The sequence below is a fragment of the Devosia sp. T2-14 genome, from assembly GCF_055397495.1.
On sequence record NZ_AP027921.1, the window covers coordinates 3,491,215 to 3,503,721 of the forward strand.

The 12,507-nt window shown below is 59.9% G+C and carries 14 protein-coding genes; 13 read left to right on the forward strand and 1 reads right to left on the reverse strand.

What is annotated here, in order from left to right:
• The first annotated feature begins 7 nt into the window (after nt 1-7).
• From ACZ5WT_RS17185 to ACZ5WT_RS17210, 6 genes are read left to right on the forward strand one after another with little or no spacing between them, the layout of a single operon-like run.
• Nucleotides 8-373, forward strand: coding sequence for an ArsR/SmtB family transcription factor (locus ACZ5WT_RS17185; protein ID WP_464284983.1), 366 nt, complete (start codon nt 8-10; stop codon nt 371-373).
• On the forward strand, nt 363-893 hold the full coding sequence (locus tag ACZ5WT_RS17190) for an arsenate reductase ArsC (RefSeq protein WP_464284984.1): 531 nt from the start codon (nt 363-365) through the stop codon (nt 891-893). Before ACZ5WT_RS17185 ends, ACZ5WT_RS17190 begins: the two co-directional genes overlap by 11 nt.
• Entirely contained in the window at nt 893-1,954 is a 1,062-nt protein-coding gene (gene arsB / locus ACZ5WT_RS17195) for an ACR3 family arsenite efflux transporter (protein WP_464287235.1), read from the forward strand. Before ACZ5WT_RS17190 ends, arsB begins: the two co-directional genes overlap by 1 nt.
• Nucleotides 1,951-2,373 carry an arsenate reductase (glutaredoxin) gene (gene arsC, locus ACZ5WT_RS17200; RefSeq protein WP_464284985.1) on the forward strand — a complete coding sequence of 141 codons (423 nt, stop codon included), beginning with the start codon at nt 1,951-1,953 and terminating at the stop codon, nt 2,371-2,373. Before arsB ends, arsC begins: the two co-directional genes overlap by 4 nt.
• The gene (gene arsH, locus ACZ5WT_RS17205; protein WP_464284986.1) at nt 2,363-3,073 is read left to right on the forward strand and encodes an arsenical resistance protein ArsH; all 711 of its coding nucleotides are present in this window, start codon (nt 2,363-2,365) and stop codon (nt 3,071-3,073) included. Before arsC ends, arsH begins: the two co-directional genes overlap by 11 nt.
• A 5-nt stretch (nt 3,074-3,078) precedes the next feature.
• Nucleotides 3,079-4,296, forward strand: a complete 1,218-nt coding sequence (locus ACZ5WT_RS17210) for an MFS transporter (protein ID WP_464284987.1) — start codon at nt 3,079-3,081, stop codon at nt 4,294-4,296.
• 99 nt (nt 4,297-4,395) lie between these two features.
• On the opposite strand, the gene ACZ5WT_RS17215 is transcribed toward ACZ5WT_RS17210, so the two are convergent.
• The gene (locus tag ACZ5WT_RS17215; RefSeq protein WP_464284988.1) at nt 4,396-4,842 is read right to left on the reverse strand and encodes a hypothetical protein; all 447 of its coding nucleotides are present in this window, start codon (nt 4,840-4,842) and stop codon (nt 4,396-4,398) included.
• A gap of 199 nt (nt 4,843-5,041) precedes the next feature.
• Here ACZ5WT_RS17215 and ACZ5WT_RS17220 point away from each other — a divergent pair, with 199 nt between their 5' ends.
• The 7 genes from ACZ5WT_RS17220 (at nt 5,042) to ACZ5WT_RS17250 (ending at nt 12,425) form a co-directional block, all read left to right on the forward strand.
• Nucleotides 5,042-5,860 carry an N-formylglutamate amidohydrolase gene (locus ACZ5WT_RS17220; protein WP_464284989.1) on the forward strand — a complete coding sequence of 273 codons (819 nt, stop codon included), beginning with the start codon at nt 5,042-5,044 and terminating at the stop codon, nt 5,858-5,860.
• The gene (locus ACZ5WT_RS17225) at nt 5,857-7,701 is read left to right on the forward strand and encodes a flavohemoglobin expression-modulating QEGLA motif protein (RefSeq protein ID WP_464284990.1); all 1,845 of its coding nucleotides are present in this window, start codon (nt 5,857-5,859) and stop codon (nt 7,699-7,701) included. The genes ACZ5WT_RS17220 and ACZ5WT_RS17225 overlap by 4 nt, the downstream gene beginning before the upstream one ends.
• Nucleotides 7,702-7,716: 15 nt before the next feature.
• Nucleotides 7,717-8,760: a glutathione synthetase gene (locus ACZ5WT_RS17230; protein WP_464284991.1), complete on the forward strand. Its 1,044-nt coding sequence runs from the start codon at nt 7,717-7,719 to the stop codon at nt 8,758-8,760.
• Between the two features lie 209 nt (nt 8,761-8,969).
• Nucleotides 8,970-9,863, forward strand: coding sequence for an SDR family oxidoreductase (locus ACZ5WT_RS17235; RefSeq protein WP_464284992.1), 894 nt, complete (start codon nt 8,970-8,972; stop codon nt 9,861-9,863).
• Nucleotides 9,864-9,962: 99 nt separating this feature from the next.
• Complete coding sequence (locus ACZ5WT_RS17240) at nt 9,963-10,166, forward strand: CsbD family protein (RefSeq protein WP_464284446.1); 204 nt, start codon at nt 9,963-9,965, stop codon at nt 10,164-10,166.
• A 109-nt stretch (nt 10,167-10,275) separates the two neighbouring features.
• Complete coding sequence (locus tag ACZ5WT_RS17245) at nt 10,276-11,304, forward strand: sensor histidine kinase (RefSeq protein WP_464284993.1); 1,029 nt, start codon at nt 10,276-10,278, stop codon at nt 11,302-11,304.
• 239 nt (nt 11,305-11,543) lie between these two features.
• Nucleotides 11,544-12,425: a hypothetical protein gene (locus ACZ5WT_RS17250; RefSeq protein ID WP_464284994.1), complete on the forward strand. Its 882-nt coding sequence runs from the start codon at nt 11,544-11,546 to the stop codon at nt 12,423-12,425.
• Nucleotides 12,426-12,507: the final 82 nt, after the last annotated feature.

Genomic DNA, 12,507 nt, shown 5'->3' on the forward strand with positions numbered 1-12,507 from the left:
TATTGAAATGAAACTTGAAGAACCGCAAGCCCTCGATGCGTTCGCCGCCCTATCGCAGGAAACGCGCCTGCGAATGGTTCGTGTCCTGGTGCAGGCCGGTCCTGACGGTCTGTCGGCCGGCGCAGTCGGTGAGGCTGTTGGCGCATCCTCGTCGGGCGCATCGTTTCACCTGGCGCACCTGGAGCGATCAGGACTGATCGAATCCCGCCGCGAGTCCCGCTCGATCATCTACAGCGCCAGCTACGACACGCTGGCCGGCCTGGTCGAATTCCTGATGCGGGACTGCTGCTCGGGCCACCCCGAAATCTGTGCACCTGCCGCCGCAGCGGCTGCCGCATGCTCAACCGCAAGGGAGACCGCATGTGTCTGCTGATCGGATCTACAATGTTCTTTTCCTCTGCACCGGCAATTCGGCCCGCTCAATCCTGGGCGAAGCCCTGATGAACCACATTGGCGAGGGTCGGTTCCACGCCTTTTCTGCAGGCTCGACACCCAAGGGTCAGGTGCATCCTCTCACTCTCCAGACCCTACGCCGGGCTGGCATCGCCACGGAAGGCCTGCGCTCCAAGCCCTGGGACGAGTTCGCTACCGCCGACGCTCCCCAGATGGATTTCGTCTTCACCGTCTGCGACAACGCCGCTGGCGAGGCGTGCCCTGTCTGGCCGGGCCAGCCGATGACCGCACACTGGGGTATCGAAGACCCCGCTGCCGTCACCGGCCCCGATTTCCGGCAGGAGGCCGCATTTGACGACGCCCTCAAGTACCTGCGGAATCGCATTGCGGCCTTCATGAGCTTGCCGCTCGCCTCGATCGATCGGATGTCGCTGACCTCGAAGCTCCAGGGGATCGGCGCCATGGACGGAACGACCCGCACCAGCAAGGGCGCCGCATGATGACCGTCTTCGAACGCTACCTGACCCTGTGGGTCGCCATCTGTATTGTCGTGGGCATCGCCGCCGGTCAGCTCTTTCCAGGCTTCTTCCAAGGCCTCGGTGCCGTTGAGTATGCTCAAGTCAACATTCCCATGGCGGTACTGATCTGGCTCATGATCATCCCCATGCTGGTTCGGATCGACTTCTTGAGCTTGCGCCAGGTCGGCGCGTACTGGCGTGGTATCGGCGTCACCGTTTTTATCAACTGGGCCATCAAGCCCTTCTCCATGGTGCTGCTGGGCTGGCTCTTCATCGGATTTCTGTTTCGTCCACTGCTGCCGGAAATACAGATCGACAGCTACATCGCCGGCCTCATCATCCTCGCTGCGGCGCCGTGCACGGCAATGGTGTTCGTCTGGTCGAACCTGGTCAAAGGCGAGCCGCATTTCACCCTGAGCCAAGTCGCACTCAACGACGCCATCATGGTTGTCGCCTTCGCCCCCATCGTCGGCCTGCTCCTCGGTCTATCGGCCATCACAGTGCCGTGGGATACGCTGCTGCTGTCGGTCGGCCTCTACATTGTCGTGCCCGTCATCGCCGCTCAATTCTATCGCAGGTGGTTGCTGGCCAGCGGCGGCGTCGATCGAATGAACCGAGCGCTGGCCATCCTGCAGCCGATCTCGATTGCGGCTCTGCTCCTGACGCTGGTGATGCTCTTCGGCTTCCAGGGTGAGCAGATCGTTGCCCAGCCGACCATCATCCTGCTCCTGGCCGTGCCCATCTTGATCCAGGTCTATTTCAACTCGGGCCTCGCCTATCTCCTGAACCGCGCCACCGGCGAACAGCATTGTGTTGCCGGCCCGTCCGCATTGATCGGCGCATCCAACTTCTTCGAACTGGCCGTCGCTGCGGCCATTGCCCTGTTCGGTTTCAATTCCGGTGCCGCCTTGGCGACCGTCGTCGGCGTGCTGGTGGAAGTGCCGGTCATGCTCTCGGTGGTCTGGATCGTGAACCGGTCCAAGGGCTGGTATGAACGCGGCGCTACCGTGAAAAATAACACAGAGACAAGAGCAGCCTCATGACCGTCACCATCTACCACAATCCCGAATGCGGCACGTCGCGCAATACGCTTGCCATGATCAGACAATCGGGGGGCCAGCCGACCGTGATCGAATACCTGAAAACTCCGCCAGACCGGCAAACCGTCGTGAGGATGATCTCCGATGCTGGCCTGACCGTGCGTGAAGCCGTTCGCAAGAAGGACACACCGTTCGAAGCACTCGGCTTGGCCGACCCTGCCAAGACCGACGATGACCTGCTCGATGCCATTGGCGAGCATCCGATCCTTCTCAATCGACCTTTTGTCATAACGCCTCTGGGCACGCGCCTATGCCGGCCTTCGGAGGTTGTGCTCGATATTCTGGAGAACCCCGACATAGGCCCGTTCACAAAGGAAGACGGCGAAGTCATCATCGACGCTGAAGGGAAGCGTGTTGTCTGATCTACCGAACCTTGTGCCTGCCGCTTTCCAGGTTCCCGACGTTTCCCAGCTCATATCGCCAGCGATTGACCACAAGCCGCGCATCCTCATGCTATATGGGTCGCTGCGAGAAAGGTCGTACAGCCGTTTTCTCACTGTCGAAGGCCAGCACCTGCTTGAGGCATTCGGCGCCGAGGTTCGGCTGTTCCATGCCAACGGTTTGCCGCTGCCGAACGATGCGCCGGATGACCATCCCAAGGTGCAGGAGCTTCGCGAAGCAATGCTCTGGTCCGAGGGTCAGGTATGGACGAGCCCGGAAAGGCACGGGGCCATGAGCGCGGTGATGAAGGCCCAGATCGATTGGATCCCGCTGCCGGACGGCGCCGTCAGGCCGACCCAAGGCCGTACGCTCGCCCTCATGCAGGTGTCGGGCGGCTCGCAGTCATTCAACGCGGTCAACCAGATGAGGATTCTGGGTCGCTGGATGAGGATGGTCACGATCCCCAACCAGTCGAGCGTGGCCAAGGCCTATCAGGAGTTCGATGAGGCTGGCCGCATGAAGCCGTCATCGTTCTCCGATAGGGTTGTTGATGTCATGGAAGAGCTGGTGAAGTTCACGCTCATCAATCGTGGCGTTTCCAACTACCTCACCTCCCGCTACAGCGAGCGCAAAGAAGCGGCAGCCAAGCTCGAAGAAAGGGTCGGCCTTCGGTCGATTTAACCCTCATGGCCGATATTGCCGCACTTGTGCCCGTTTCGGGGAAATCCTGGTTCATCACGGGCCTGGGCGTTGCCCAGATCGCGAGCTGGGGTTCGCTCTACTATTCCTTCCCGCTCATCGCCACCGCCATGGAGGCCGATCTGGGCTGGGACAAGACCCTGATCTATGGTTCGGCCACGCTGGGAGCGCTGCTGTCGGCCACGCTGGCGATCCCGATCGGGAAAGCGATCGACACGGGCAATGGGCGACAGGTGATGGCCGGCGCGTCGGTCCTGGCAGGCCTGCTTTTGGTGCTGTGGGCCGTTACCGACAATATCGTGCTGTTCTATATCGGCTCTGCCGGTGTTGGTGCCCTGCAAGCTGCCACCCTCTACGAACCGGCCTTCGCCGTTGTCGCCCGTCGCGCGGGCCCCAGCCACGCCAGGAACGGTATCACCGCGCTCACATTATGGGGCGGCTTCGCGTCCACGGTCTTCGTTCCGGTCGTCCAGGTCCTGCTCGACTTATTTGGATGGCGGGGAACGCTGGAAGTGCTGGCGGCCGTGAACATCATGTTATGCGCCACGCTCTACTTCGGCGTCATCGACCCCGCCCAAGATGCCCAGCGCCATGCGCCCGTGCCGGAAGCGAAATCGCGATCCCACTTGGGCGATGCGCTTCGCAACCCGGTATTCTGGTTCCTGGCCGCCAGCTTCACCGCCTATACCGCCAGCTTCTCGATGCTGCTGCTGCATTTCTACCCCATCATGCTTGAGCGCGGCTTCAACGAATATACCGTCGTGGCGGCCATGACGATCATCGGGCCAGCGCAGGTTGCCGGGCGCATTTTCATCATGGCCTTCGGCAAGGAAGCATCGGCCAGGCGTATCGGCTCCTTGGTGGTTCTGGGCTTCCCCATCGCCATGGGCCTGTTTGCCTGGGCACCTGCTGAGTTCGCATTCGTCGCCATTGCGGCCCTGGTCTATGGTGCGGCCAACGGCATCATGACGATTGTTCGCGGTATCGCCATCCCCGAGATGATTTCAAAGGAGGCCTATGGCGCCATCAACGGTGCCTTGGTCGTGCCGATGACGATAAGTCGAGCGCTGTCTCCATTGGCGGCAGCGGCACTATGGTCGGCCACTGGCAGCTATGCCACGACCATGGCCGCCGTGGTCGCACTCGCCGTGTTGATGGTGCTGACGTTCTGGGCGGCTGCGGCTACATCAAGGCGTCGACAATGATGGCATAAAGCGACCGTCCGCTTTCGTGGAGATAGCCTGCCTTTCCGAATGTCTGAAACGGGGTCGGCAGCGGTCTGGCAACAACGCGCCCCATTGCGGTCATTCAACAAGCGCTGCCAGCTTCCCGAAAGCGTACGTCACAGTTTGTGCACGAAACGGCGCATTTGAGGTGGATTGCCGACGGTCGGCAACAATGGCCGGACCGGGCATAGGTGACTTCGGCTTACAGCGAGAGGCCCGACACTCTTGGCACAGCCTTAGCAAGCGCTCCTGCACATCGGGATTACGCTTGCCTGAAGCCGGATCACGAACGGCCATGTGATGGAGGTACTCCCCGGAATATCCATCGAGGCCGGCGGCGCCGATGGCCAGCGCTGCCTGCGTTTCGGCGCCGGCGTCCGGATCGTCCGGCGCACTGCTGCCGCCCATGCGCGTCGGCACCCAACCTGGGTCCACCGCATTGCTGAGAGACTTGGGACGCAGCCGCGCCACGGCCATCGCCAGGGCAGTGACGTGTGCAATCCCCTGGGCGCGAGATACAAGCATCGAGGGTCCACCCCAAGCCACAATCTGGAGGTTGACCCCTTCAGAGTCATCGAAGTTTTGCCCGCGTCATCGCGCCGGTGCGGAGCCCAGGACGCCGTTTTTCTCGGGCGCGAAAGGCATATCTGGAACCACCGGCGTGGGGCGACGTTGACCAGTCACTGCTTAGCGGCAGTGCCGGTAACCAACGCATGAGGCCGATTTGCTGTCAGAACCCGAGGCGCCCAAGCTTGACGAAGCGAGCATGTGGTCCGTTCACCGCGCTCTTAGTCCGTTAATTGGCTCCGCGATCCACAATGGCACTCTTGTCAGGCCGGACCTCGCTTCAGCCATGGCATTGAGCGATGCGGACCGCCTAAGGGAAGAAGACCCCTTCACCGAGCATTTCATCGCCGACGTTCCCAATCGCATCATCGTTCATCGTTCACGGTTCGAAGTGGATCTCAACAGGGCGCGTGCTGCTGCGATCTACCGCAAGCCTGAGGATTCCTGGGGCCTGTCCGTTTGGCGGCAGTCGCTGTCGGACGAACAGATGGGCACATCCCTGGACTTTCACGATCGCTACTACGCGCTGCTCGCGAACATTCTGAGCGACCTTGAGGGCGACTTCGGACATTTCGTGCTGCTGGATGTGCATAGTTACAACCACCGGCGCAAAGGGGCCGACGCGGATCCATCGCCACAGTGCGAGGCCCCCACGATCAATATCGGGACGATATCAATGGACCGGGCGCGATGGAGCGACGTGCTCGACCCGTTCATGCAGAGCTTGCGCAGTTTCGAGTTCGAAGGACGCAGCATCGACGTCCAGGAAAACGTCGCATTCGAGGGGCGCGGGGAGCAGACGAGGTTCGTGCACGAGAACTTCCCCGATACCGGGTGCGCCATAGCTATCGAGTTCAAGAAGGTCTTCATGGACGAATGGACTGGCGAAGGCTACGAGGCAAAAATCAATAGTCTGCGTCACGCTCTGTCAAACTCCTTGCCGGTCCTCCTCGACTGCCTCAAGGCTCGCGGATGACCCGCATCGATGATGCGGCTCTGATCGCCCAGTTTGCATCGGCATTGGAAGCAGGCGAACCGATCCGGCGGGACTTTGGTCGCGGCGAACGCCTGCACATCGATCGTGCCCTGCCGTTCCTGGTCGTGCATATGGGGGCAGCGCGGCAAAGAGCGGCACGCAATGCCGTCACCGCAAATTCGTCCTATCTGCTGGTGCGCAGCAGGGCGCGGGCGAAAGCCGTTATTGAACTGATCGCCGAAGTAATGACGAAGCGCTTCGGTGCCTTCATTGTGGTGGATATGGCAGAACTGCCCCCCGACCACATTGCCGCTAACGCCGCCTCACTGCCCGAGTTTGACCTTACCATTTCAACGTCCACCGATGTCGGCGCAATGTCCGCTGGGGTGAAGTTTGCTGCTGCAGTGGAAAACGCACCAGCAGAATTCAGGCTACCAAAAGTGAGGCGTCTGGATGGCCGCGAAGACCCTGCGGCGATCTTGGCGCGGATGATGCCGAAAATCGCCTGGGTAACAACCCGCTTCGCGCCGATCTATCAAGTACCGGAATCCAAAGGCGTCTACCCGCAATTGCTCGAAAGCCTCGTCGCCAACATTGTCGATGCAGGTTTGCAAGCGATTGGTTCCTTTGTCGGCACTACCAAAAGCCTTGCAATATCCAGCCACCGGGCCTTGGGACGAAAGGCCTTTATCGACGTCGTTGAACGCGCAGATCGTGCGATCGATGAAGTGGCACGATCATTTGATGTCCTGCTTGCGGTCACGCCCATAAACGCCGCCGCGGCCTGGGAATCGTTCGAGAACTCAGGATTCGAGCGCGAGCCCAAACTGCTTTACCGGCCATTGAGCGTGGACATCAGCGAAGCGAAGCGCTCGTTGCATGCGATCAAACTGGACCACTTCGAAGATCCCGTGCTGACCGCGCTATATCGCGAGAAGCAACAGGAATTGGACTTGCAGTTATCGCTGCTTGGTGCCCGCGAGACACCACGATTCATCGAGCTTGGACGCGCACTCTATGGTCCGGTTGAAGACCGACTTCGCGATGCGGCGCGATCGATACTAAGTTCAACCAAGCCCAGGCGCTCACGCCAGATGCAGGACGAAGGCGCCGACAGCGCCTACCTGCAGCGCCGCGCCACTGCGATGATCAGCAGATACGCAGCGGAAAACGGGAGCTTTTCGCCAACGGTAGAGCTTCGCGACGATCTGCCTTCTGGCCTGCTGGTCTCCGGCGATAAACTGCTCATAGCCCGCAGCACCACAATGGCCAAAATGCGAGTTGACGCTCTGCTGAGCCACGAGATCGGTGTGCACTTGCTGACCTATTTCAACGGATCGGCCCAAGGACTTCGCCTATTCCGAACGGGCTTGGCGGGCTACGAGGGAGTTCAGGAAGGGCTGGCGGTACTTGCCGAATACCTGGTGGGAGGGATGACGGAGACCCGCCTGCGGCTGCTGGCGGCCCGCGTTGAGGGGTGCGCTGCGATGCTGACGGGCGCCAGCTTCGTCGATTGCTATCGGCTCGTGACCAGCTTTGGCCTGTCGGCCACCTCGGCATTCAACCTTGTCTTGCGCCTCTATCGCGGAGGCGGGTTGGCCAAGGATGCTGTCTATCTGCGTGGCCTCCTGGAGGTTCTCGAGCATCTGCGCACCGGTGGTCAGCTTGAGCCATTCTGGATGGGGAAGATCGCTACCAACCACTTTGCTGTCATGCAGGAATTGAGTGCACGCGGCTTGCTGCATGCCGCGCAAATTACACCTGCTTTCCTGTCTCACGACGGCGCGCAAGCACGGCTTGAGGCGGCCACTGCGGGCATGTCGCCCATCGAGATGATTTAGCGTTCAGGAGATACTATGCGCATAGCGTTTTTCGTAAATTCCCTCGAAGGCGAGACCGCCAACTATTCAACAACCCACCTGGCCTTGGCGGCCCTCAATCGCGGGCATGAAATCTGCTACCTGACGCCGGCGGATTTTGTGCTGCGACCGGATGACAGTCTGGTGATACGAGCCCTCACCCTGCCCTCCTCCAACTACAAGAAGGCGGAGACCCTGTTCCGGGACTTGCAGTCAAAGACCTCGGTCACAACCTTGGACGTTAGTGAAATCGACGTCTTGATGCTCCGCAACGACCCCTCCGAAGACGCCACTGAGCGTCCCTGGGCCGCGCATGTCGGCGCCATATTTGGACGAATGGCTGCCGAGCGCGGCGTTATTGTCCTCAACGATCCTGACGGGTTGGCGCGCGCCATGAACAAACTCTACTTCCAGGAGTTTCCAGCGTCGGTCCGTCCGGAGACACTGATCTCCAAGAGCATTGAAGAAATCCGCGCGTTCATTGAGGACCAGCCCCAAGGCGTCATCCTCAAGCCACTTCAAGGATCCGGCGGGAAGAATGTGTTCAAAATTGCATCTCCAAAGGAGGCGAACCTGAACCAGATTTTCGAGGCCGTCAGCGAGGAAGGCTATCTGATCGCTCAAGGGTTCATGCCCGAGGCAGCGGAAGGTGACGTGCGTTTTTTCCTGATGAACGGCATTCCCTTGCAGCGGCATGGCAAGTTCGCTGCATTCAGGCGCGCACCCGCCAAGGGCGAAATCCGATCAAATATTCATGCAGGCGGCAGCGCGGAGAAGATTGCGGTTAGCGATATCATGCTCGAGATCGCAGAGACGGTTCGCCCGAAGTTATTGCAGGACGGCATGTTCCTGGTGGGGCTCGACATCGTCGGCGAAAAGCTGCTCGAGATTAATGTCTTCACACCCGGTGGCTTAAACAACCTTTCGCAAATGTACGAGACCGACTTCGCTCACTCGGTCATCCTGGCAATTGAAAACAAGGCCTCCATCAAAGCTGCCTATGGTCAGGCCGTGTCCAATCGAGAACTTGCGGTATTGTAGCCGGCCGCCAGGGACTTCCGAGACATTTTGACCGGCCCAGCAAGCTCAAGGGAAATGGCATCCGATCGGCTTAGCCACGGGCGATCGGGTGGCCGAGCATGCCCGAGCTTGGCTGGATCTCGCCGTGACGGGCGACCATCCGCATCCCGATCGGAACGCATCGCGCAGGTAGGCCATTGACCTCCACGAAGCCATGGAAAGGAAGCGCGATGTCAGACCGTTTGAAAATGCAGGACCCCCGTTACCAATACCCGGCGCCCCCCTTCCCGAAACAGCCGCAGTCGGGCCCTGGCATCGTGGCCAAGATGGAGCCGGCGCCCGACCATGGCGAGTCTAGCTATGTCGGCTGCGGCAAACTGGCCGGGCGAAAAGCCCTAATCACCGGGGGCGACTCCGGAATCGGGCGGGCGGCGGCCATCGCCTTTGCCAGGGAAGGTGCCGATGTCGCTATCGGGTATCTGCCGGAGGAGGAACGTGACGCCAAGGAGGTCATCGAGCTGATTAAGGCGGCTGGCGTGCGCGCCTTGGCTTTGCCTGGCGATGTCACCGATGAATCCTGGTGCCGGGAAATGATTGATCGCACCGTCAAAGCCTTTGATGGTCTGGATGTGCTGGTACTCAATGCGGCGCGACAGAAGACCCGGCCCTCCGTGGCTGAGGTCTCTTCCGAAGACTTTGATCAGACGCTGAAAACGAACCTGTACGCCCTACACTGGACGGTGCAAGCTGCCGTTCCCCACCTGCCTCCCGGCGCCGCCGTTATCACGACAGCCTCGATCCAGGCCTTCGAGCCCTCGGCTCACCTGCTGGATTACGCAACCACCAAGGCGGGTATCGTTGCCTACACCAAGGCCCTGGCCGACCAACTGATCCAGAAGGGCATCAGGGCGAACGTTGTTGCGCCGGGGCCATTTTGGACGGTGCTGCAGCCCTCTGGGGGCCAGACGCAGGAAAAGGTGCAGAATTTTGGCCAGAACAGCACCTTCGGGCGCCCAGGACAGCCCGTCGAGATTGCCCCAATCTATGTGCTGCTCGCGTCACAGGAAGGGAGCTACCTGACAGGCGAAGTGTTCGGCGCCACAGGCGGACAAGGCGTCGTTTAGACTGCTCAACGCTCGGACTGACGGTGCTCGGAGTGAAGGTGTTGTTGGAACTTCAGTCAGGCGCCCACGTTGCTTCCCTTAGAAACAAGGAGATGTCCTATGGATTGGAATCGCATTGAGGGAAGCTGGAAGCAGATGTCCGGCAAGATCAAAGAACAATGGGGCAAGCTTACCGATGATGATCTCGCGCAGATCAACGGCAATCGCGAGCAATTGGAGGGAAAAATCCAGGAACGCTATGGCCGTGCCAAGGACGAGGTCAAAAAGGACATTGACGACTGGTACAATCGTCAGTCTTGGTAGCGCCTATATTTGGCAGCTCTGACAATATGCGGGCGCTCGTCGATGCGACGGGCGCCTTTTTGGCGATGGCTGCCGTGGTATTCGGCCGATTTCACGAAGGGTTACCGCAGTGACAAGCTCGACAATCGACGCCGAAATGCACCTTGCTGCGATCGTACGCCACTCGCATGACGCTATCATCAGCAAGGACCTCACCGGTACCATTGTTACCTGGAACGAGAGCGCCACGCGCGTATTTGGGTACACCCCGCAAGAGGCCATCGGTCAATCGATCCTGATGCTCATCCCAGTCGATCGTCGATACGAGGAAGCGGAAATTCTCGCCCGCATTCGAGCCGGCGAAGTTGTCGACCATTTTGAAACAATTCGTCGCCGGAAGAGTGGACAACTCTTTCCTGTATCTCTGACGATTTCTCCGATCCGCGATCGGCAAGACAATATTGTCGGGGTGTCTAAGATCGCCCGCGATATCACAGAAGTGAAGGAGGCCGAGGCCCGCGTCCACGGTCTCATGCGCGAGGTCAATCATCGCGTAAAGAACCAATTCGCGGTCATCCTCTCAATGGTTCGGGAAACAGAGAACCGTGGCGAACAGTCAGTCCAGGAATTCGTGGCCCAACTTCGAGAGCGCATTATGGCGCTGTCACGCTCTCAAGACCTGCTGGTGAAGGGCGATTGGAAGGGCGCAAACCTGTTCGAACTCGTGCTGGATCACGTCAGCATCTTCGGCAGCGAGGACAGAGTTAGTCTCTCGGGGCCAGCTATCTCCTTGCAACCAATGGCGGTTCAATACCTGGGCATGGCCCTTCACGAGCTGACCACGAACGCCATGAAATATGGGGCCTTATCGCGGGATGACGGCACTATCTCCGTCGACTGGAGGGTCGTTGGAAGCGACTTCGAACTCCGCTGGCGGGAGGCCCCCGACATCGTCAGCCCGCCAAAGGAGGCAGATCCCACCCCGCGCCGAGGGTTCGGAACGGTAGTGCTTGAGAAGATCGCCCCCTCCGCGGTGTCCGGACATGCGAGTATAGTTCGCGAAGAAGGGGTGTGCTGGACACTAATCGCGCCGATGAGCGCTATTGAACGCAAGTGCCCTCCTGAAAGAGCCGAAGCCGAGTTCGTGTCTCCGCTATAACTAGGCCGTCGTCGCCTGTATTAAACATTCCGGCCCTCTGCCCCACAATCATGCGTTATCGACACCTCTAGGGGCAACCAATCGGCCCTTCATGCGGTTGAGTGTTCATCAACACTCCCGGAGAGGATGCCATGAACTCCATTATTTACCTTGTTGGCCTGGTCGTCATCGTGATGGCCGTGTTGTCGTTCATTGGGCTGCACTGAGCCCTTTCCCACCAACCAGTTCGGAGCAAATTCATGACAATAGATAGCCCGCCCCTGGTGGCTGCTGTGGAACCAGTGCGATCGAGGGACGATAACTCCTACGTCGATTGGCCCGCAATCATCGCCGGCATTGTGCTGGCTTCGGCAATATCGCTGGTGCTGATCAGCTTCGGCTCGGCAGTCGGCCTCAATTTTCTTGATTTTGGCTATGGCACAGACGCCAACCCTATCTTCGTTGGCATTGCGGCCGCTACCTGGTTCCTCTGGGTTCAAGTTTCCAGCTTCATGGCCGGCGGCTATCTGACCGGTCGCCTTCGCCGTCGCTATTTCGATGCCACGGAAGACGAAAGCGACCTGCGCGACGGTGCTCACGGGCTTCTGGTATGGGCTGGCGCAGCGCTGCTGGGTGCCATGATCGCGCTGAGCGGTATTGAGGCAGCGGCGAACGCAGTGGGCGCAGCAACGTCTACGGTAGCGAATGTGGCATCCAATGTCGCCGAAGATGCCGTCGACCCTAATGCCTATTTCGTGGATACCTTGTTCCGGTCCAATCAGCCGACCGATGCTGGAGCTGCGCGCGACGAAGCCGGCCGCATCTTCACCCAAATGGCGCTCACCGACGGCGCGATGGCGCCTGAGGACCGGACGTACCTTGCGAGTGTCGTTTCGGCCAACACCGGCCTAACCCCCGAAGAAGCTCAGGCCCGCGTCGATCAGGTCGTCGCCAGCGTGGAGCAAGCCCGCCAAAAGGCGCTAGAGGCCGCTCGCATCGCGCGCAACACCGCCATCATCGCAGCTTTCCTGGTTGCGGCATCGCTACTGGTATCGGCGATCGGAGCCTTCTGGGCAGCCCAAAAGGGCGGCAATCACCGTGACAGCAACACGGAATTTGTCGGCGTGTTCCGTCGCTTCTAACACAGGAAAGGAAACACCATGTTGCGTGGCATCGGCCTTTGGCTCTTGGGCGTACCAATCTGGCTTATCATCATCATCATTT

Excerpts from the sequence above, each read along its gene's own strand:
- ACZ5WT_RS17185 (WP_464284983.1), top strand. The coding sequence starts at position 8 with ATGAAACTTGAAGAACCGCAAGCCCTCGATGCGTTCGCCGCCCTATCG.
- arsB (WP_464287235.1), top strand. The coding sequence starts at position 893 with ATGACCGTCTTCGAACGCTACCTGACCCTGTGGGTCGCCATCTGTATT.
- arsC (WP_464284985.1), top strand. The coding sequence starts at position 1,951 with ATGACCGTCACCATCTACCACAATCCCGAATGCGGCACGTCGCGCAAT.
- ACZ5WT_RS17210 (WP_464284987.1), top strand. The coding sequence starts at position 3,079 with ATGGCCGATATTGCCGCACTTGTGCCCGTTTCGGGGAAATCCTGGTTC.
- ACZ5WT_RS17215 (WP_464284988.1), bottom strand. The coding sequence starts at position 4,842 with ATGCTTGTATCTCGCGCCCAGGGGATTGCACACGTCACTGCCCTGGCG.
- ACZ5WT_RS17225 (WP_464284990.1), top strand. The coding sequence starts at position 5,857 with ATGACCCGCATCGATGATGCGGCTCTGATCGCCCAGTTTGCATCGGCA.
- ACZ5WT_RS17230 (WP_464284991.1), top strand. The coding sequence starts at position 7,717 with ATGCGCATAGCGTTTTTCGTAAATTCCCTCGAAGGCGAGACCGCCAAC.
- ACZ5WT_RS17235 (WP_464284992.1), top strand. The coding sequence starts at position 8,970 with ATGTCAGACCGTTTGAAAATGCAGGACCCCCGTTACCAATACCCGGCG.
- ACZ5WT_RS17240 (WP_464284446.1), top strand. The coding sequence starts at position 9,963 with ATGGATTGGAATCGCATTGAGGGAAGCTGGAAGCAGATGTCCGGCAAG.
- ACZ5WT_RS17250 (WP_464284994.1), top strand. The coding sequence starts at position 11,544 with ATGACAATAGATAGCCCGCCCCTGGTGGCTGCTGTGGAACCAGTGCGA.